The 20,243-nt window shown below is 71.1% G+C and carries 15 protein-coding genes; 9 read left to right on the plus strand and 6 right to left on the minus strand.

Features of this window, described 5'->3' with window-relative positions:
- Both CCL05_RS01195 and CCL05_RS01200 read left to right on the plus strand, forming a co-directional pair.
- Entirely contained in the window at nucleotides 1-663 is a 663-nt protein-coding gene (locus CCL05_RS01195; RefSeq protein ID WP_086558574.1) for an ABC transporter permease, read from the plus strand.
- A 10-nt stretch (nucleotides 664-673) separates the two neighbouring features.
- Nucleotides 674-1,603: an ABC transporter substrate-binding protein gene (locus tag CCL05_RS01200; protein ID WP_086558575.1), complete on the plus strand. Its 930-nt coding sequence runs from the start codon at nucleotides 674-676 to the stop codon at nucleotides 1,601-1,603.
- 20 nt (nucleotides 1,604-1,623) lie between these two features.
- Here the strand turns inward: CCL05_RS01200 and CCL05_RS01205 are convergent, their stop codons facing one another.
- Nucleotides 1,624-2,745, minus strand: coding sequence for a PP2C family protein-serine/threonine phosphatase (locus tag CCL05_RS01205; protein WP_244204113.1), 1,122 nt, complete (start codon nucleotides 2,743-2,745; stop codon nucleotides 1,624-1,626).
- Nucleotides 2,746-2,870: 125 nt separating this feature from the next.
- Between CCL05_RS01205 and CCL05_RS01210 the strand changes: the two genes are divergently transcribed.
- The 7 genes from CCL05_RS01210 to CCL05_RS01240 all read left to right on the plus strand — a co-directional run bounded on the left by CCL05_RS01210 (nucleotide 2,871) and on the right by CCL05_RS01240 (nucleotide 15,121).
- Nucleotides 2,871-5,570, plus strand: coding sequence for a SpoIIE family protein phosphatase (locus CCL05_RS01210; RefSeq protein ID WP_208641299.1), 2,700 nt, complete (start codon nucleotides 2,871-2,873; stop codon nucleotides 5,568-5,570).
- Nucleotides 5,571-5,660: 90 nt separating this feature from the next.
- Nucleotides 5,661-7,256 (plus strand): amino acid permease, encoded by a 1,596-nt coding sequence (locus CCL05_RS01215; RefSeq protein ID WP_086558577.1) that lies wholly within the window; start codon nucleotides 5,661-5,663, stop codon nucleotides 7,254-7,256.
- 74 nt (nucleotides 7,257-7,330) lie between these two features.
- Entirely contained in the window at nucleotides 7,331-8,281 is a 951-nt protein-coding gene (locus tag CCL05_RS01220) for an urea amidolyase associated protein UAAP1 (protein ID WP_086558578.1), read from the plus strand.
- Between the two features lies 1 nt (nucleotide 8,282).
- Nucleotides 8,283-9,095: an urea amidolyase associated protein UAAP2 gene (locus CCL05_RS01225; RefSeq protein WP_086558579.1), complete on the plus strand. Its 813-nt coding sequence runs from the start codon at nucleotides 8,283-8,285 to the stop codon at nucleotides 9,093-9,095.
- Nucleotides 9,092-12,694 carry an urea carboxylase gene (uca, locus tag CCL05_RS01230; protein WP_086558580.1) on the plus strand — a complete coding sequence of 1,201 codons (3,603 nt, stop codon included), beginning with the start codon at nucleotides 9,092-9,094 and terminating at the stop codon, nucleotides 12,692-12,694. Before CCL05_RS01225 ends, uca begins: the two co-directional genes overlap by 4 nt.
- The gene (locus CCL05_RS01235; RefSeq protein ID WP_208641301.1) at nucleotides 12,691-14,355 is read left to right on the plus strand and encodes an allophanate hydrolase; all 1,665 of its coding nucleotides are present in this window, start codon (nucleotides 12,691-12,693) and stop codon (nucleotides 14,353-14,355) included. The genes uca and CCL05_RS01235 overlap by 4 nt, the downstream gene beginning before the upstream one ends.
- A gap of 82 nt (nucleotides 14,356-14,437) precedes the next feature.
- Nucleotides 14,438-15,121, plus strand: coding sequence for a TetR/AcrR family transcriptional regulator (locus CCL05_RS01240; protein ID WP_086558581.1), 684 nt, complete (start codon nucleotides 14,438-14,440; stop codon nucleotides 15,119-15,121).
- Nucleotides 15,122-15,339: 218 nt separating this feature from the next.
- On the opposite strand, the gene CCL05_RS01245 is transcribed toward CCL05_RS01240, so the two are convergent.
- The 5 genes from CCL05_RS01245 to CCL05_RS01265 all read right to left on the minus strand — a co-directional run bounded on the left by CCL05_RS01245 (nucleotide 15,340) and on the right by CCL05_RS01265 (nucleotide 20,233).
- Complete coding sequence (locus CCL05_RS01245; RefSeq protein ID WP_086558582.1) at nucleotides 15,340-15,609, minus strand: 4Fe-4S dicluster domain-containing protein; 270 nt, start codon at nucleotides 15,607-15,609, stop codon at nucleotides 15,340-15,342.
- Between the two features lie 42 nt (nucleotides 15,610-15,651).
- Nucleotides 15,652-16,911 carry an NAD(P)/FAD-dependent oxidoreductase gene (locus CCL05_RS01250; RefSeq protein ID WP_086558583.1) on the minus strand — a complete coding sequence of 420 codons (1,260 nt, stop codon included), beginning with the start codon at nucleotides 16,909-16,911 and terminating at the stop codon, nucleotides 15,652-15,654.
- 84 nt (nucleotides 16,912-16,995) lie between these two features.
- On the minus strand, nucleotides 16,996-17,922 hold the full coding sequence (locus CCL05_RS01255) for a DUF1702 family protein (RefSeq protein WP_086558584.1): 927 nt from the start codon (nucleotides 17,920-17,922) through the stop codon (nucleotides 16,996-16,998).
- Nucleotides 17,919-18,926, minus strand: a complete 1,008-nt coding sequence (locus tag CCL05_RS01260; RefSeq protein WP_086558585.1) for a DUF1702 family protein — start codon at nucleotides 18,924-18,926, stop codon at nucleotides 17,919-17,921. The genes CCL05_RS01255 and CCL05_RS01260 overlap by 4 nt, the downstream gene beginning before the upstream one ends.
- Complete coding sequence (locus CCL05_RS01265; protein ID WP_244204114.1) at nucleotides 18,923-20,233, minus strand: cation:proton antiporter; 1,311 nt, start codon at nucleotides 20,231-20,233, stop codon at nucleotides 18,923-18,925. The genes CCL05_RS01260 and CCL05_RS01265 overlap by 4 nt, the downstream gene beginning before the upstream one ends.
- Between the last annotated feature and the right edge of the window lie 10 nt (nucleotides 20,234-20,243).

Raw genomic sequence — 20,243 nt, forward strand, 5'->3', positions numbered from 1 at the left:
ATGTACGAACTCTTCAAGAACCTCGGCAGCTGGCTGACCAGCGGCGCCCAGTGGTCCGGCTCGGACGGCATCGTCCACCGCCTCGCCGAGCACCTCCAGTACTCCCTCCTCGCCACGCTCATCGCGGCCGCCATCGGCCTCCCGCTGGGCCTGCTGATCGGGCACACCGGCAAGGGCGCGTTCGTCGCCATCAACCTGGCGTCGTTCGGCCGCGCGCTCCCCACCGTCGGCCTGGTCGTCCTGGTCTTCCTGGCCGGCGGACTGTCCATGGTCCCGGTCTACGTGGCCCTGGTCGCCCTGGCGGTCCCGGCGATCGTCACCAACACCTACGCCGGGATGACCGCCGTCGACCCGGACGTGAAGGACGCGGCGCGCGGGCAGGGCATGCGCGGCCACCAAGTCCTGTTCCAGGTCGAGTTGCCGCTCGCCCTCCCCCTGATCATGACGGGCCTGCGCCTGGCGCTCATCCAGGTCGTCGCCACGGCCACGATCGCCGCGTACGTCTCCTTCGGCGGCCTCGGCCGCTACGTCTTCGACGGCCTGGCCCAGCGCGACCTCGTGCAGGTGCTCGGCGGCGCGGTGCTGGTCGCCGCCGTGGCCGTCGTACTCGATCTGCTGCTGAGCACCCTCCAGCGCTTCCTCTTCCGACACCGCACTGCCTAGGGACCCCTCGATGAACCGACGCACTCTCCTCGGCGGCCTCTTCGCAGCGGCCTCCGTCCCCGCCCTGACCGCCTGCGCGAGCGGCATCACCTCCCTCGACAACCAGGGCGCAACAACCTCCGGCGGCGGCTCCAGCAAGGGCGGAGTCACCATCGGCACCGCCAACTTCACCGAGAACCAGGTGCTGGGGTATCTGTACGCGGCCGTGCTCACGGCAGCCGGTGTCGAGACGAACGTCCGCCCCAACCTCGGCACCCGCGAGATCCTCATCCCCGCGATCAAGGGCGGCGACATCGACCTCCTGCCCGAGTACCAGGGCGCCCTCCTGCACTACCTCGACCCCAAGGCGACGGCGACCGAGGAGGGCGAGATGCAGAACGCCCTCGCCGTCGCGCTCCCCGCCGGCCTCCAGGTGCTGCCGTACGGCATGGCGGAGGACTCGGACGCCTTCGTGGTCACGCGGGAGACGGCGAAGAAGTACGGCCTGACCTCCCTGGCCGACCTGAAGAAGCAGAACGGCAGGCTGGTCATCGGCGCGGCGCCGGAGGTGAAGAAGCGCCAGGTGGGTGTGGTCGGCCTCAAGGACGTCTACGGGGTGGAGTTCAAGGAGTTCAAGTCCCTCGACTCCTCCGGCCCCCTGGTCAAAGGCGCCCTGAAGAAGGGCGACGTGGACGTGGCGAACCTCTTCACCACGGACACCGACATCCAGGCCAACGACTGGGTGGTCCTGACGGACCCCGAGAACCTCATCCCCGGCCAGCACGTCGTCCCGCTCATCGCCGACCGCAAGGCCGACTCCACGGTCCGCAAGGCCCTGGCCCGCCTCGGCAACGTCCTCACCACGGCCCAGCTCACCGAGCTCAACCGCCAGGTGGACAAGGACAAGAAGGACCCGGAGGACGTGGCGGACACGTACGCGAAGCAGCACGGGCTGGCTTGACGAGGCCGGGAATCCGAGACTCAGCCCTCGATGCCGACGGTTCCCCGGTCCTGCGCGTGGGACGACCTCAGCGCGAGGGCCGCGATGTCGTCGTCGAGCCTTCCGCCGCTGTGCTGCAGCAGAGCCCGGTGCAGCTGGTCGAGCAGCTCGCGGGGCTGCTCCAGGCCCTGCCGCCGCATCCAGTCCGGCAGCGGGAAGAACTCGCCCGCCTGGTCCCGGGCCTCCGATACGCCGTCCGTGTAGAGCAGCAGCTGGTCCCCCGGGGCGAAGGCGACGACGTCGACCCAGTAACGGTCACCGATGAGCGCTGCGAGGTTGAGAGGCGGGGAGGCGATGGTCGGGACCAGGACCCGGACCTGTCCGTGATGCGCGATCAGCGGCGGGGGATGCCCGCAGTTGAGAAGTCGTACATGGCCGCCGTCGTGCGGGATCTCGGCGAGGAGAGCGGTGGCAAAGTGCTCGGGCCGGTCCTGGGCCGGAAACGCAGCGCTGTGGCGCGTGACGGCGGTCTCGAGGCGGTGGACGACGCCCCGCAGGTCGGGCTCGTCGTGAGCGGCCTCTCTGAAGCAACTGATCACCGCCGAGGCCGCCCCCACGGCGGACAGGCCCTTGCCCCGTACGTCGCCGATGAGCAGCCGGACCCCGTGCGGTGTACCGATCGCCTCATAGAAGTCGCCGCCGATCCGGGCCTGCTCCTGGGCCGCCAGGTACAGCGACTCGATCTCGACGCCCTCGATGCGGCGTGGCAGCGGGCGCAGCAGCACCTTCTGGGCCGCGTCGGCGACGAGCCGGATCTGGAAGAGCATTTCCTCACGCTGGAGTCGGACATGACTCCCGTAGGCGGCCGCCAGGGTGACCGCGACGATCGCGGCCGCCGTGTACTGCGTCCCCAGATCGGTGTAGAAGAAGCTGAGGACGATCATGAGCAGCAGGCAGCACGCCCCCAGCAGGATCGTGGGCAGCACGGGCCACATCGCGGCGGCAAGGGCGGGTGCGGCGGGCAGAAGGCGGCTGAAGGCGATCTCCCTCGGCGTGGAGAACGCCAGGCCGGCGATGACGGCGGTCAGGATGAGGGGTGACAGCCGGGCGGCTTCCCATCGGCCGCTGTAGGCGGGGCGACGACGCCACAGCCGTGCAGACATGATCACAAAATGCATAATATCGGCCTAATCGGACATCGGGCGCGGAAGGATCATGCGCTGTACGCGAGACGGTACGGGTCGGCCGAACCCTGGCCACTGGGGATCACCGATGCTAGAAAGGTCGCATGGCGAATCCTTTCGCCCGTTTTCGACACCTATCGGTCAAGCGCCTCCTCAGCAAGGGCACGCGGAGCGTGGCCGGGCAGGTGCTGGTTTTCCAGGTGGCTCTGGTAGTGCTGCTCGTGATCTGCGCCGTCTTCGCTCTCATCCTGCAGTCGGAGCGGGACTCCAGCGCCGAGGCCAGGCGACGCTCCACGGCCGTGGCACAGACCTACGCGCACTCACCAGGCGTCCTGGCGGCCTTGCAGGCCCCGGATCCGAGCAAGATCCTCCAGCCGCTCACCGAGGCGGCACGCCGGGCCGCCGGGGTCGACTTCATCGTGGTCATGGACACCAAGGGCATCCGGTACACGCACCCCCTGCCGGACCGGATCGGAAAGCGGTTCGTGGGCGAGATCGGGCCGCCGCTGGCGGGGAAGGTCTTCACGGAGAGCGTCGACGGTCCGCTCGGACGCGAGGTGCAGGCCACGGTCCCGATCCAGAACGCCGACAGCCAGGTGGTGGCCCTGGTCTCGGCCGGGATGAAGGTCGAGAACGTCGAAAGCCAGCTGGCCCGTCAACTACCGATCATCCTGGGCGCCGGAGCCGTGGCGCTCGCGCTGTCCACCGGTGTGACGGCGCTGGTGGGCAAGCGGCTGCGACGCCAGACACACAGCCTGGCCCCGGACGAGATGACCCTGATGTACGAACACCACGACACGGTGCTCCACTCCGTTCGGGAAGGCGTACTGATCGTGGCCGCCGACGGGCAGCTGATGCTGGCGAACGACGAAGCCAGACGCCTGCTGGAGCTGCCCCCCGACGTCGAGGGGAAGCTCGTCTCGGAGCTGCCGGGCCTCGATCCCGAGACGAAGGCGCTGCTCGCCTCCGGGCGCGAGGCCACCGACGAGGTGCACCTCGCGGGCGAGCGGCTGCTCGCGGTGAACCAACGGCCCACGGACTTCGGGTCAGGCCCCGAGGGAACGGTGGTGACGCTGCGCGACTCCACCGAGCTGCAGGCGGTGACCGGCAGGGCGGAGGTGGCACGGGAGCGGCTCAGGCTGCTGTACGACGCCGGACTCCGCATCGGCACCACCCTGGACGTGCTGCGCACCGCCGACGAGTTGGCGCAGGTCCCGGTTCCTCGCTTCGCGGACTTCGTCACCGTGGACCTGGCCGACGCCGTCCTGCAGGGCGAGGAGCCGGCCCTCACGGCGACGGACATGCGACGCGCGGCCGTGTGCGGCGTCCAGGACGACCATCCGCTCTCCGAACAGGGCCGGCTTTTCGACTACCTTCCCTCCACGCCCCAGGCGCGCGGCTACGGCAGCGGCCGGTCCCAGCTGGTGAGCGATCTGCCGAGCGCCACGGGCTGGCGCGTGCAGGACCCCGAGCGCGCCAAGGCGATCGTCGACCACGGCATCCACTCCCTCATCAGCGCCCCCATCCAGGCCCGTGGCGTCGTGCTGGGCATGGCCAATTTCTGGCGCGCGCACATGCACGAGCCCTTCGACGAAGAGGATCTGTCGCTGGCGGAGGAGCTGGTGGCCCGTGCCGCGATCAGCATCGACAATGCCCGCCGTTACACCCGCGAGCACGCTCTGGCAGTCACCCTCCAGCGCAGCCTGCTGCCCCAGGCCATGCCGGAGCAGAACGCCCTGGACATCGCCTACCGCTACCTCCCCGCCCAGTCGGGCGTGGGCGGGGACTGGTTCGACGTGATTCCCCTGCCGGGAAGCCGGGTGGCACTGGCCGTCGGCGATGTGGTCGGCCACGGCCTGCACGCCGCCGCCACGATGGGACGGCTGCGGACCGCGGTGCACAACTTCTCCGCCCTCGATCTGCCACCCGACGAGCTGCTGAGCCATCTGGACGACCTGGTCGGGCGCATCGACCAGAACGAGACGGCACAGAGCGCAGCGGGCGTCGTGGGCGCCACCTGCCTGTACGGGATCTACGACCCCGTGACGCGCCACTACGTCATGGCGCGTGCGGGACACCTGGCACCCGCGCTGGTCCGGCCTGACGGAACCGTCACCTTCCCGGACGTGCCGGCCGGTCCGCCCCTGGGCCTCGGCGGCATGCCGTTCCGGACCGCGGAGCTGTGCCTCGCGGAGGGAACCCAGCTCGTCCTGTACACCGACGGACTCATCGAGGACCGCAGACGCGACCTGGACGTGGGAATGGAGATTCTGCGCGACACGCTGACGGGCCACTCCGGTCGGCCGCCCGAGGAGACCTGCCAGGACGTGCTGCACAGCCTGCTCCCCGATCGTCCCAAGGACGACGTCGCCCTGCTCGTCGCCCGCACTCGGGTACTGCCGCGCGACCGCATCGCCGACTGGGACGTGCCGGCGGACCCGGCCGCCGTCTCGGGTATGCGCGACGCCGTGTCCCGAAGGCTCGAAGCATGGGGCCTGTCGGAGTTCGGCTTCACCATGGAGCTGATCCTGAGCGAGCTCATCACCAACGCCATCCGCTACAGCGCCGGGCCGATCCACGTACGGCTGATCCGCGACCGCACGCTGATCTGCGAGGTGGCCGACGGCAGCAGCACCTCACCGCATCTGCGGTACGCCGCCACGACGGACGAGGGAGGCCGGGGCCTGTTCCTGGTGTCGCAGATGGCTGAGCGCTGGGGCACCCGGTACACCCCGCAGGGCAAGGTGATCTGGGCCGAACAGGACCTGCCCGAGAACCCTGCGGCACCAGACACACGAAGTTAACGTCCGGGACCCAGGCGTGAGACGCGTCCGCCCCACGATCGCCATACCTGTCAATTGACAGGTATTCCTTGATCGACCGGAGGTGCCGCGATGGGTCGGCCCGAACTCGCCCCTGGGCAGAGCCCCGACGGTGGCGTCGCGACAAGTCCCGCCACCCTCGGCTACCAGCAGGAACTTCGCCGGGGGGTGGGCAGCTTCGCGTCATTCGCCGCCGGCTTCTCCTTCGTGTCGATCCTCACCACCGTCTTCCAGCTCTTCGGCCTCGGCTTCGGCCTCGGTGGGGCGGCGTTCTTCTGGACCTGGCCGCTGGTCTTCGCGGGCCAGTTGCTGGTCGCGCTCTGTTTCGCCGAACTGGCGGCACGCTGGACCATCTCAGGGGCGATCTACCAGTGGTCGAGCCGGCTGGCCGGGACCACGGTGGGCTGGTTCGTCGGCTGGATCATGATCATCGGCCAGATCCTCACCGTCGCGGCGGCCGCGATCGCGGCGCAGGCGGTCCTGCCGGGCATCTGGTCCGGCTTCCAGATCGTCGGCGGAGCGGGAGCCGACCCGTCGGTCGGCTCCCCGACGGGCGCTCAGAACGCGGTCCTTCTGGGCTGCCTCCTGCTGGTGCTCACCACGGTGGTGAACATCCTCGGCATCCGCCAGATGGCCGCCGCCACGAGCATCGGCGTCGCGATCGAGATCGTCGGTGTGATCGCGCTGGTGCTGGTGCTCTTCTTCCTGCCCGAGCGGGGCCCGCAGGTGGTGGCCCACCACACGGGCTGGGCCGGCGACGGCGGTTACATCGGGGCGTTCCTCGCGTCCTCGCTGATGGCGGCCTACGTCATGGTCGGCTTCGACTCGGCGGGAGAACTCGCCGAGGAGACACACAACCCACGCCGGACCACGCCCCGGACCATCCTGCGGGCGCTGATCCTCTCGGGCGTCGGCGGCGCGCTGCTGATCCTCTCGGGACTGATGGCGGCGAGCAGCCTGACCGACGGGAACCTGGCCACCGGCGGACTGTCCTGGGTGCTCACCGACCGGCTCGGTGACGTCCTGGGCCGGCTGCTGCTGTGCTGCGTCGCGGTCGCGGTGTTCGCCTGCACGCTCGCCGTGCAGACCTCCGGCGCACGGATGATCTACTCGATGGCCCGCGAGGGCGCCCTGCCGTTCCACCGGCACCTCGGCAAGGTCTCGGCGCGTACCGGTACGCCGATCACCACATCGGTCGTGGTGGGCGCGGGCGCCGCGATCGCGCTCGTGGTCAACCTTCACCAGACGGCGATCTTCACCGCCCTCGCCAGCCTCTGCATCGCCATGCTGTACCTGGCCTATCTGGGCGTGACGCTGCCGCAGCTGGTCGCCCGGATCCGGCACCGGGGGCTCCCGGAGGGCGTCGACGAGACGGGCCGGCCGCTGTTCTCGCTGGGCCGCTGGGGGATGGCGGTCAACACGCTCGCCGTGCTCTACGGGGCCGGTATGACGGTCAACCTGATCTGGCCCCGCCCGGAGATCTACGACCTCACCGGCGGCACGTGGTGGCTGCGGTGGAGCGCCCTGCTCTTCATCGGGCTCAGTCTCGCCGTCGGCGCCGCCTACTTCCTCGCCCGGCGGCTGCACCGCCACATCGAGTTGAGGCACGTACCCCACACGCACGTCGAGCCGCCCGCGCAGGCCGAGGCCGTCGCCGAGCCCGCCTGAGTCGTCCGGCGGCCCGTGCGACGCCGTGACCGGACGCACCGATGACGAACCGACGAAGGGATGACGGGACATCCATGACCACAGCCGACGAACCGACGGCCATCGCACCACACGACCAGCCCCCCACCGGGCAGCCGTCCGGTGGGGCCGGCGCCCAGGACCCCACCGGGCAGGCCTCCGCCAACGTCCGTGATCTGCACCTGACCGACAGTGTCCGACGGGCCAGGGACGACGCCCGCGCCCAGGGCGGGCAGGCCGGTGAGTGGATGCCGTACCTCCCGGCGTACGACAGCCCGCACTGCCCGCCGGGGGTGAACCCGGCCGCCCTGACGTGGGCGGAGACGGTGGCACCCGGCGGTTACACCCACAAGGTCCTCGCCCGCGGCACCCGGCTGCGCTTCGACGACCCGACCGGCGACGCCTGCCCCCACCTGCTGCTCTTCAACGCCCTGGAAACGACGGAGCGGCTCAACGTCGCCGACACCCAGAAGATCCCGTGGCAGGCCTACGTCGGCGAGAACCATCCGCTGCTGTCCGGCGACGGCCGGGTCCTGGCCGTGGTCACCGGTGACTCCTCCGGTCGGCACGACGCCTTCTGCGGCACCACCACCGACGCCTGGAACGAACGCAAGTACGGTGACGCCCGCCCCCACGGGCCGTCCCCCTCCGGCCGCGCACTCTTCCTCAAGGCGGCCGCCAAGCACGGCCTGAGCCGTCGTGACCTGCCGCCCAGCCTCTCCTTCTTCCAGGGCGTACGCGTCGAGGCGGACGGTGAACTCACCTGGCGGGGCAGCGCCGGTCCGGGCACGCACGTCGAACTCCTCGCGGAGATGCCCCTGTTGGTGCTGGTCGCCAACGTCGCGCATCCGCTGGACCCGCGCCCCGGCTACGTCGTCGGGCCGGTGCGCGTGCACGCCTGGCGCGGGACGGCCACCGGCCCGGACGATCCGCGCTTCACCGCCACGCCCGAGCTCCACCGGGCATACCTCAACACCGTCGACTACTGCGAAGCCCGGGGGCTGTGACATGGCGACCACTCAGACCGAGAACACGACGGCCACCCACCCGACCGGCTCGGGCCTCACCCTCCCCTCCACCGTCCCGGTCGGCGCGGTGTACGTCGAGGGCTCCCCCCTGGACTGGGGAGCGAGCCTGGTCGAGGGCGCCGTCGTGCTGGACGAGAAGGTGGCCCCCAACGCGCCCTGGTCGGCGGTGGTGACGGAGGGACACGTCCTGACCATCGTCGACGTCGGCGGCAACCAGTCGGCCGACTGCCTGCTCTACAGCGCCGAGGACCCTCAGGAGCGCTACAGCGTCCCCGACACCCTGGCCTGGCAGGGCAACGCCTATGTGCGCACCGGCACCGTGCTGCGCAGCAACGAGGGCCGCCCGCTGATGACCGTCGTCGCCAACGAGATCGACCGTCAGGACACCATCGGCGGCGCCTGCGGCAAGGAGTCCAACACGCTGCGCTACGGCCACCACGTGATGTTCCATCACGGCTGTCGCGAGAACTTCCTCGCCGAGGCCGGGCGGCGCGGTCTGGGGGTGCGGGACATCGTCTCCAACCTCAACTGGTTCATGAACGTGCCCGTCGAGGCGGACGGCGCGCTGGGCATCGTGGACGGCATGTCGGCGCCCGGCCGCCGGGTCGCGGTGCGCGCCGAGACGGACGTCCTGGTGATGGTGTCCAACTGCCCGCAGATGAACAACCCGTGCAACGACTTCAACCCGACCCCGTTGCGAATGATCGTCGTGGACCCGGCACGCGGGCCCGGTCCCGACGCGGGTGGCCCACGGGCCGCGCGGCCCACCAGCACCCCGGGGGACGCCGCGTGAACCGCCCCACCGCTGTTCTCGTCGCCAACCGCGGTGAGATAGCCCGCCGTGTCATCCGCACCGCCCGGAAGCTGGGCCTGGGTACCGTCGCCGTCTTCTCCGACGCCGACCGGGCCGCCCCGCACGTCCGCGAAGCCGACCACGCCGTGCGCCTGGGTCCGGCGCCCGCCCGCGACTCGTATCTGCGCGGCGACGCGATCATCGAGGCCGCGCTCGCCCATGGCGCGGGAATCATCCACCCGGGCTACGGCTTCCTCTCCGAGAACACCGCCTTCGCCCGTGCCGTCGAGGAGGCCGGCCTGCGTTTCGCGGGCCCGACCGCCGAACAGATCACCGCCTTCGGCGAGAAGCACACCGCCCGCGCCCTGGCCAGGGCGGCCGGAGTCCCGCTGCTGGCCGGGACGGAGTTGCTCGGGAGCGCCGAGGAGGCCGTCGCCGCGGCCGAGTCGATCGGGCTGCCCGTGATGGTCAAGGCCACGGGCGGCGGCGGCGGCATCGGCATGCGGGCCTGCGCCACCGGCGACGAGGTGCGCGAGGCCTTCGCCGGGGTGGCGGCGCTCGCCGAGTCCCACTTCGGGTCGGCCGGGGTGTTCCTGGAGCGTCTGGTGCGCCCGGCCCGCCACGTCGAGGTGCAGGTCTTCGGAGACGGCACCGGCCGGATCGCCGTGTTCGGCGACCGCGACTGCTCGCTGCAGCGCCGCAACCAGAAGGTGATCGAGGAGGCCCCGGCCCCGGCCCTGCCCGACCGTGTCCGCCGACTGCTGCGGGACTCGTCGCGCCGGCTGCTCGCCTCTGTCGGCTACCGCGGCGCGGGGACCGTGGAGTTCGTCTACGACCCGTTGCGCGAGGAGGCCGCCTTCCTGGAGGTCAACACCCGGCTCCAGGTCGAGCACCCGGTGACCGAGGAGGCGTACGGCGTCGACCTCGTCGCGCTCATGCTCACCCTGGCCCGCGACGGCAGGGTCGACGACGGGGTGTTCGAGCGGGAGTGGACGCCCGCGGGACACGCCGTGGAGGCCCGCGTCTACGCCGAGGACCCCGGCAAGGAGTCGGCTCCCTCCTCCGGCCTGATCACCCGGGCGGCCTTCCCCGGCCAGGGCGCCGACGAGATTCCCGGCGTCCGCGTCGACGGCTTCGCCGAGACCGGCCTGGAGGTCTCGCCGTACTACGACCCCATGCTCGCCAAGGTGATCGCCAAGGGCCCCGACCGCGACACCGCGTTCGACGTGCTCGGCCGGGCCCTGACGGCCAGCCGCGTCGACGGCGTCGTCACCAACCTGGGCCTGCTGCGCTCGCTGACCGTGCGGTCAGAGGTGCGCGAGGCGGTGCACAGCACCAGCACCCTCGACACCACCGCCGACCCCGACCCGCGCATCGACGTCCTGGTGCCGGGAGCGATGACCACCGTCCAGGACCTTCCCGGCCGGCTCGGCCACTGGCATGTCGGCGTGCCGCCGAGCGGGCCCTTCGACCCGGTCTCCTTCGCCGAGGCCAACCTGGCCGTCGGCAACCCGGCCGGGGCACCCGGGCTCGAGGTCACCGCGGGCGGGCTGACCCTGCGCTTCTCCGCCGCCTGCGTGGTCGCCGTCACCGGCGCCCCCGTCCCGGTCACGGTGGACGGCGCCGCGGCGGCCCTGTGGGAGCCGGTGCCGGTCCCGGCCGGCGGCACCCTGGTCCTCGGCGCCTGCCACGGTCCCGGCCTGCGCAGCTACGTGGCCGTCCGGGGTGGCGTGGACGTACCCGCATACCTGGGCAGCGCCTCGACGTTCACCCTCGGAGGCTTCGGCGGACACGGCGGTCGGGCCCTGCTCGCCGGGGACGTCCTGCGGCCCGGGGCCGCCGCGACGACCGGCGGTGGCGGGCCGACACCGCCCGAGCGCCGGCCGGCGATCACCCCGCACTGGCGGATCGGTGTCACCGAAGGCCCGCACGCGGCGCCCGAGTTCTTCACCCGCGAGGACATCGACACCCTCTACGCCACCGACTACCGGGTGCACCACAACTCGGCCCGCACCGGTGTCCGACTGGTCGGGCCCAGACCCCGGTGGGCCCGCCAGGACGGCGGCGAGGCGGGGTTGCACCCCTCCAACATCCACGACACGCCGTACGCGGTGGGCGCCCTCGACTTCACCGGCGACACGCCGATCATCCTGGGCCCCGACGGGCCGTCCCTGGGCGGTTTCGTCTGCCCCGCGGTGGTCGCCAGCGGGGAGGTGTGGAAGCTCGGTCAGCTCCGGCCCGGAGACACCGTCCGCTTCGTACCGGTCAGGGAAGCCGAGGCGGCCGCCCTGGATGCCCGCCGTGCCTCGCCCGCGCTGATCAGTTCGGGCGGAGACGGCGACGACGGCGTACTCGGCCGTCTGGAGGCCACCGACGACCGCCCCTGCGTCACCTACCGCCGGGCCGGCGACGACAACGTCCTCGTCGAGTACGGCCCCATGGTGCTCGACCTCGGGCTGCGGATGCGCGTGCATGCCCTGCAGGAGACCTTCGCCGCGCACGCGCCCGACGGCATCGTCGACGTCACCCCGGGCATCCGCTCCCTGCAGATCCACACCGACACCCGGCGGCTGAAGGCCCGCGACCTCGCCGTCCTGCTGCGTGAGCTGGAGGACGAGATCGCGCCCACGCATGAGCTGGTGGTCCCCTCCCGCACGGTGCGGCTTCCACTGAGCTGGGACGATCCGGCGACCCGGCTCGCCATCGAGCGCTACATGGCGGGGGTGCGCGACGACGCCCCGTGGTGCCCGTGGAACATCGAGTTCATCCGCCGCGTCAACGGCCTGGAGACCGCCGACGACGTCTACCGCACCGTCTTCGACGCCTCTTACCTGGTGCTCGGCCTCGGTGACGTCTATCTCGGCGCCCCCGTCGCCACCCCGCTCGACCCGCGGCACCGCCTGGTGACCACCAAGTACAACCCGGCGCGCACCTGGACCGCGGAGAACTCCGTGGGCATCGGCGGCGCCTATCTGTGCGTCTACGGCATGGAGGGACCCGGCGGCTACCAGTTCGTCGGTCGCACGGTGCAGATCTGGAACCGGTTCCGCAAGGGCGGGCTGTTCGAGGACGCGCCGTGGGCGCTGCGCTTCTTCGACCGCATCGAGTGGTACCCCGTCACCGCGGAGGAACTGCTCGAACTGCGCGCCGAGACCGACGCCGGCCGCGGCGCCTTCCGGACCGAGGAGGGGACCTTCTCGATCGCCGAGTACAACGCCTTCCTGTCCGCCGAGGCCGATTCGATCGCCGCTTTCCGGAAGCGGCAGAGCGCCGCGTTCGAGGCCGAGAAGGATCGCTGGCGGGCCGCTGGCGAGTTCGACCGGAACGACGATGCCGAACCCGCGACCACGGGGGCCGCCGCCTCGATCGCCGTCCCGGACGGCGCGGTTCCGGTCACCGCGCCGTTCACCGCCACCGTCTGGCAGACCGTCGCCGAGCCGGGCGCCGTCGTCGCCGAGGGTGACCCGATCCTCTCCCTGGAGGCGATGAAGATGGAGTCGAAGGTGAGCGCCCCCGCCGCGGGCACCCTGCTGGAGATCTACGTCAAGCCCGGTGAACAGGTTGCCGCCGGCCAGGTCCTCGCGGCGGTGAGGGCATGAGCGCCGTGCCGGCGACCGCACGCGTCGAGGCCGCGTACGACCGCATCGAGAGCGCCGGCCGGCCCGAGATCTGGATCCACCTCAGGCCCCGCGACGAGGTGCTCGCCGAGGCGGCCGGGATCGACCCGGCGCTGCCCCTGGCCGGCCTGGTCGCGGCCGTGAAGGACAACATCGACGTGGCCGGCCTGCCCACGACCGCGGGCGCCCCGTCGTACGCGTACCTGCCGCCGACCGACGCGCCCGCGGTGGCGCGACTGCGCGCGGCCGGCGCGGTGGTGCTCGGGAAGACCAATCTGGACCAGTTCGCCACCGGCCTGGTCGGCACCCGCAGCCCCTACGGCGCCGTACGCAACGCCTGGGACACGACCCGCATCTCCGGCGGCTCGTCCTCCGGCTCCGCCGTCGCGGTCGCGTTGGGCATCGCCGACCTCGCGCTCGGCACCGACACGGCGGGCTCCGGACGGGTGCCCGCCGCCCTCAACGGCATCGTCGGGGTCAAGCCGACCAAGGGTCTGGTGCCCGTGACCGGGGTGGTTCCCGCGTGCCAGACCCTCGACTGCGTGACCGTCTTCGCCCGCGACCTGCGGCTCGCCCGCGTCACCGCGGAGATCGTCGAGGGCCCCGACCCGGCCGACCCGCTCTCCCGCACCGGCCCCCAGCTCTCCCTGCCACCCGCGCGCCCCAAGGTTGCCGTCCCGGGGCCGCAGCACCTGGAGGGCATGGCCGACGGCTGGCGTGAAGCCTTCGACGCCGCGGTCGTCCGCCTGGCGAGCACCGGGACGGAGATCGTCGAGGCCGACATCACGCCACTGCTGGAGGCGGCGCACCTGCTGTACGGCGGCGCCTTCGTGGCCGCGCGGTACGCCGCCGTGGGCGAGCACCTGGAGAAGCACCGCGACCTGATCGGTACGGATCTCGACCCCACCGTCGCCTCCATCGTGCTGGCCGGGCGGGAGAAGACCGCCGCCGACTGGGCCGCCGACACCGCCCGCCTCGCCGCCCTCGGCTCCGCCGGACGCGCGGCCCTCGACGGCTGCGCCGCGCTCCTGACCCCGACCACCGCCTGGCACCCCACCCTCGACGAGGTGGCGGCCGATCCGGTCGGCGCCAACGCCCGGATGGGGCGCTTCACCAACTTCGCCAACCTGCTGGACCACGCCTCACTCGCCGTCCCCGCCGGGTTCGTGGACGGCCTGCCGTTCGGGGTGATGTTCACCGGCCCGGCGTTCTCCGACCGCGCCCTCGCCGCCCTCGCCGAGCGGCTCGCCAACCCGGGGCTCGACCTGTTCGTGGTCGGCGCCCACCTCACGGGGCAGCCGCTCAACGCCCAGTTGGTGCAGGCGGGCGGCACACTGGTGGGCCCGGCACGCACCGCCGGCGGCTACCGGCTGTACGCCCTGGCCACCGAACCGCCCAAGCCGGGCCTGGTCCGGGCGCCCGGGGGCGGGGCGGGAGGAGGCATCGAGGGCGAGATCTGGCGGCTGCCGGCTTCGGGGTTCGGGGCGTTCACCGCCGCCGTTCCCGCGCCGATGACCATCGGTACCGTCGAGCTGGCCGACGGACGACAGGTCAGCGGCTTCCTCGTGGAGCCGTACGCCGTCGAGGGCGCGCCCGACATCACTCGCTTCGGCGGCTGGCGGGCCTATCAGGGGCCGGTATGACGTCACTTGTTCTTGCTCCCGGCCACCGTGCTCGAGTACCGGGCACCGCGGAGGTCCGCCACCAAGGTGGCAGGATGGACATATGTCGATCACGCGTCCCCGCCAAGGCAGACCCCGGCACGCGCCGCCGTCCGACCCTGACACCTCGGCTCGGGAACAGATCCTCGACGCCGCGGGCGCGCTCTTCGTCGAACGCGGGATCGCCAGCACCAGCACCCGGATGATCGCCGAACGGGTGGGCATCAGGCAGGCCTCCCTCTACTACCACTTCGCCACCAAGGAAGAGATCCTCGCCGAGCTGCTGGCCACTTCCGTGCGACCCAGTCTCCAGATGGTCGAGCGGATCCAGGCACTGGTGCCCGAGCGGGCCACTGCGGCCGCGGCGCTCTATGCGGTGGCCGCGATGGATGTACGCACCCTCAGCCGCACTCCGTACAACATCGGCACGCTCTATCTGCTGCCGGAGGTGCGGGCCGAGCGTTTCGACGCCTTCCGGGCCGAGCGGGGCCGGCTGCAGGAGAGCTACGGCACTCTCGGCGCCCAGGCGGCTGCCGAGGGCGTCGCCCGCAGCGTGCCCGCCGAGCGGATCGGCGAACTGCTGATCCAGTTGGTCGAGGTCGTCATTCAGATACGGCGCTCTCGTGAGCCGGAAGCGGCCGACACGGATGTCATCGCGTCGTCGTGCCTGCGGCTGTGCGGGCTCGGCGAGTCGGAGGTGGCCGCGGCCAGGGACGAGTCACGGGTCCTGCTGAGCCGCTTCGCCTGACCGGCGGCTCAACGAGCGAATCGAGCCAAGGCGAGCACCTGCCGCGCGTTCACCGATCACGGTGCCTGTCCGCTCCGTCGCGGTATGGGCAACGAAACAGCTCACCAACCCGCCCTGGCGGGACCTGCCCGACGAGCGCCGATCAGGATGCCCGGAGAGCGCCCTGGCGCCACCGCCGTAGAAGGATGCCACCGACCGCGCCAGCTGGAGCCGCGGTCTCAGGCCGTGCGGGTCGCGAAGAAATCGCGGTTCGCCGCGATGGAGTCCTGTGACGCCTCCGGGACGTCCTCCTCGGGGTAGATCGCCTCCACCGGGCAGACCGGTTCACAGGCGCTGCAGTCGATGCACGCGGCCGGGTCGATGTACAGCTGGGCGTGCTCCCGGAAGGACGCCTCCTGCGGTCCGGGGTGGATGGCGTCGGCGGGACATGCCTCCCAGCAGGCGGCGTCCTTGCTGTCCGCACAGGCTTCGGTGATCACGTAGGTCATGGGAACCTCCGCTGCGAAAATGGTCGGTTCGGTCCGGCCGACTCAGCCGGCCTCGGCGCGTTCCGGCCCGTCGTGGACGTCCGGTTCGGTGAGCCCCATGAGGGCGGACAGGTTCTTGGGGGTGAAGAACTCCGCCCAGGGGACGGTGTTCTGGATGACTCCGAAGAACCGGTCTATGGCGTCCTGGTTGCCCCGCATCGCGGCGAGCACGTCCTGGAACGCCGGGTCGAAGGGCTCCATCGCCGCGTGGTCGACGATGAAGTCGTAGAGGGGCTTCAGCTCCTCGTTGCGCTTGTACTCGTACGTACTCAACGCCGTTTCCAGGGGCATCCTCCCGGAGAATCCGGCATCGAGGGCCTGGGCCAGCAGTTCGGCGTCCCGGAACGCGTCCGTGATGCCCTGGGCGGTGATGGGGTCCTTGTGGACACCGGCGTCACCGACCAGAGCCCAACCGGGTCCGAAGGGCTTGCGGAAGAAGTTGGGGCGGTTCCCCGCTCCCATGAACCGATGTGCGAGGCGCCCGGTTTCGAGGCGAGCTCCCAGCCCGGGCGCGATGTCGTTCACCGTCTTGAGGTAGTGGGCACGCACGTCGGTCTTGAAGTCGGCGAAGTCGCGCTCGGGCCGCTCGACGAACACGGCGGCCTGGTCGTCATGGGTCGGGAAGGCGATGACGGTGCTGCCCGGGCGTGTGTAGAACTCCAGGCCCATGAGTTCCACGTCGTCCCAGTAGGTGTAGTAGCCGAAGGCCTTGGGCGGCACGACGTGGTACTCGGGGGCCTCGACGGTCCGGGCGACGATCGACCGCATGCCGTCCGCGCCGATGACCATCCGGGCCCGCTCGGTGATGGAGATGCCACTGGCTCCTCGTCCGCGCACCCCTACGACTTTGCCGTCCTCGGTGAGCACCTCCTGCACGGTGAAACCCTCGCGGACCACGGCACCGGCCGCCGCGGCGGCGTCCACCAGGATCTTGTCGAGGATGGTGCGCTTGGGGGCGTAGATGGCGGCGAATCCGTCGTCGTCCGGGTAGGGGAAACCCTCCAGGGTGAAGTGACCGTACCTGTCGAAGCAGAGATCGAGGACGATGTTCGTCACGGCCGGGCACCGCGAGGCCTCTACCTGGCCGAGCAGCCCCCAGCGCCTGAGCTGGGCGCTGCCCTCGACAGTGATCATGTGGGTGGAGACGGTGTCACTGGGGAAGGTGGCCCGGTCCAGCAGGAGTACGCGGTGCCCCTTCCTGGCGAGCAGCATGGCAGTGGGTGCGCCGGACACGCGGGCACCGATCACGATGGCGTCGTACACGGCCGATTCCCTTTCTTCGTACCTCTTCTTCGTACTTCTTCTGGGCGTGCGCTGATCGTTCAGCGAGGTCGCCCGACCGGGCGCTCAGGCCGCGAACCGGGCTTCGGTGCGCCTGCGCCAGATCTCGTAGCGGGGTTCCACGCTGATCACGGGCAGGTCGCGGGCTGCTTCCTCGACGACGTCGGCCGCGTCATCGCTGCCGCTTTCGCAGAAGATCCGGCAGGCGAGGTCGGTGTGCGCGGCCGGGTTACCCGCGGTGCGGCGTCCCCACGCGGCGGTCGCCGCACCGCGGGCCAGTTGTGGCCGGTAGGCGGACGCGTGGGCGAGGAGCGCGCGCAGGGCGGCCTCGTCCACGCCACCGCCGTAGGCGGATGCGAGGCCTACGCCGCTCCACAGGTCCGCGTGCCTGTCGGGCTGGAATCCGGCGACGAGCCGGGTCACACGGTCGACCACCCCGCCGTTGGAGAACCACAGCGCGCGGCCCACTCCCTGGTCGAAGTACTGCCGGCCGTGCCGGGAGAGCCGCGTCGGTACGGCGTGCTGCTCGACGTAGCGCCGACGCTTGAAGAAGGCCTCGTGGAATCCGTAGCCGTCGGCCGTCACCCAGCCCAGCAGCGGGTCGAGTGCGGCCAGTTGGCTTTCCGGGGTTCGCCTCAGCCGGGCGTAGGCGAGGCCCACCCCGACGTAGACCGGGTAGACATGGCGAGCGCCGGGCCCGGCGGCGAAGGCCTCGAGCCGCCGCTTCCAGGGCGCGGTGGCGTCCAGTGCTGCCAGCCCCATGCCCGCGCCTTCGTAGGCGAACCCTTTCAGCGATGGTTCGACCGCCTCCAGACGCGCTGCGAGAACAGGCATCCTGGGGTCCTCGAGTGCCGCGTGGTAGCCCTCCATGAGAGAGGTCGCCACCGGTGCGAACCGCTCCCATGCCTCCGGGGCGAACCCGGGCCGGGAGAACACCGCTTGGGCGGACGGGATTCCGAACAGCCGCCTGCGGACCGCTCCGACAGTGGTCATGTGCCGAGCTCCTTCACTTCCGCGACGGGGACCGAGGTGCTGAGCCAGGCGGCCCGGATCTCCTGGCGCCACCGTGCGTAGGCGGGTTCCGGGCCCGATCGGTCGTCGGTGCCCGCCCGGCCCAGGCGCCGGCCGGCCTCGTGGGCGAGGGCGGCGACCTCCGCCCCTCCCCTCCCCCACACGACCTCGCACGCCAGGTCGGTGTGCGGGGCCGGCTGGCCGGACTGTTCACGGAAGATCGATGCGACCGCGGTGCCCGCGGCGAGGTCGGCTCCGTGGCCGCCTGCCGCCTTCAGGAGGGTGACGACGGCGTTGCGGTCCATGACGCCCGCGGCGTACGCGCAGGCCAGGCCGATGCCGCTCCAGATGTCCCCCTGCCGCCGGGAAGGGAAGGAGTTCACCGTGTCGATGATCCGCTCGACATTGGCGCCGGTGGAGAACCACAGGCTGCGCCCCAGGCCCTGGTCGAAGGCGCGGGCCGCGTATCCGTGGATCCGGCGCGGGGGCCGGTGCCGCTCGACCGTGTCACGCCAGGAGAAGAACCCCTCGTAGAAGCCGTATCCGTCCATCACCAGCCAGCGCAGGAAGGGGTCCTGGCGGGCGAGAAAGCGCTGCGGGGCGACGGGGACACGAGGCAGGACGAGTCCCGCACCGATGTAGACCAGGCACCGGTAGGGCGCGCCGGGGCCGTGGATGAAAGCGGGCAGCCGCTTTTTGTACGGGGCGAGGCTGTCCAGCAGCATCAGCCCCATGCCGGCGCCCTCGTAGGCGATCCCCCGCAGTTCGGGCGGCGTCGCGTTCAGCCGTGGGACCAGGTCCTCGTGGCGTGGGTGGTTCAGCGTCATGTAGAAGCTGTCCACCAGGGTGCGGGCGACCGGCTCGAACATGAGCCAGGTCTTGTCCATGTCCTGCTGGGCGCCGAAGCGTTCAGCCGCCATTTCGGGGAAGGACTCGGCGGACAGCGGGAAGATCGGCTTGAGCAGCGTGCCGAGCGGCAGGGTCATCGCGAACCTCCTCCCGCCTCGGCAAGGCTCGCGACAGCCCCTTCGGCGGCTCCGGGGACGGGAGCGGGCGGGGGGCGGAACCGGCCGTAGACGAGCTCGAACAGCGGGGTGGCCATGAGCGTGGTCGCGATGGCCATGAAGACGAGGATGGTGAACAGGGTCGGGGTGATCAGGCCGGCCTGGAGCCCGATGTTGAGCAGGATGAGCTCCATGAGGCCCCGCGCGTTCATCAGGCTTCCCAGCGCCAGGGCTTCCCGCTGCGGTTCCTTGTTGAGCCGGGCCGCGAACCAGCAGGCGACGCCCTTGCCCAGTACGGAGACCAGCAGGATGAGCAGCGCGACTCCCCACAGCGTGACGCTGTTGACGAGGCCGATCTCGGTGTTCAGGCCGGAGAACACGAAGAAGAGCGGCAGCAGCAGATGGGTGGTGAGCGGCTCGAAGGCGCGGCGTATGCGCTCGGCGAAGACACCGCGGGGCATCGCCGCGCCGAGGATGAAGGCGCCGAACACCGCGTAGATACCGACATAGTCGGTGAACCAGGCCGCCAGCATGAGCAGCGTCAGCACCAGCGCCATGAGCGGCGAGCTCACGCCGCCCTCCCGCTCGGCCTTGGTGCCCAGTCGGCTCAGCAGCCGCTTGCCCACGGTCAGCACGAAAGCGGCGTAGACGACGCCGCCGCCGATGGCCAGGAAGGCGATCTGTGTGTCGTTCTTGAACACGGCGAGGACGACCGCGAGCAGGCACCAGGAGATCGCGTCGTCCGTGGCTCCGGCCGCCAGTGCGAGGGTGCCCAGCGAAGTCCCCGTCAGCCGACGCTCGAAGATGATGCGGGCGAGCATCGGGAAGGCGGTGATGGCGATGGCCGATCCCATGAACAGCATGGCCTGCCAGGTCTCGACACCCTCGGTGAAGAACTTGCCTTCCTGTCGCACGAGCAGCGCCGCGGTCAGGGCGCCCAGTGCGAGCGGCGTGAAGATCCCGGACAGGGAGATCGACACGGCGCTGGGGATTCGGTGACGGATCAGCCCGGTGTCGAACTCCAGGCCGACCAGGAACATGTACAGCACCAGTCCGACCTGCGCGAAAACGTAGATCATGGTCATGGACGGGCCGGTGGGGAACAGCTTCTCCTGCCAGTGCGGAACCAGCAGCCCCAGCAGGGACGGCCCCAGCAGGACGCCGGCGATCATCTCGCCCACGACCTGCGGCTGCCCCATCCTCCGGACGAGCAGGCCGACCAGGCGGCAGGCCGCGAGGATGGCGGTCAGCTGCAGGAAGAAGAGAATGGCGATTTCCGAGTTGGACACGTTGCCCCCG

The sequence above is a fragment of the Streptomyces africanus genome, from assembly GCF_002150735.1.
Classification (GTDB): domain Bacteria; phylum Actinomycetota; class Actinomycetes; order Streptomycetales; family Streptomycetaceae; genus Streptomyces; species Streptomyces africanus.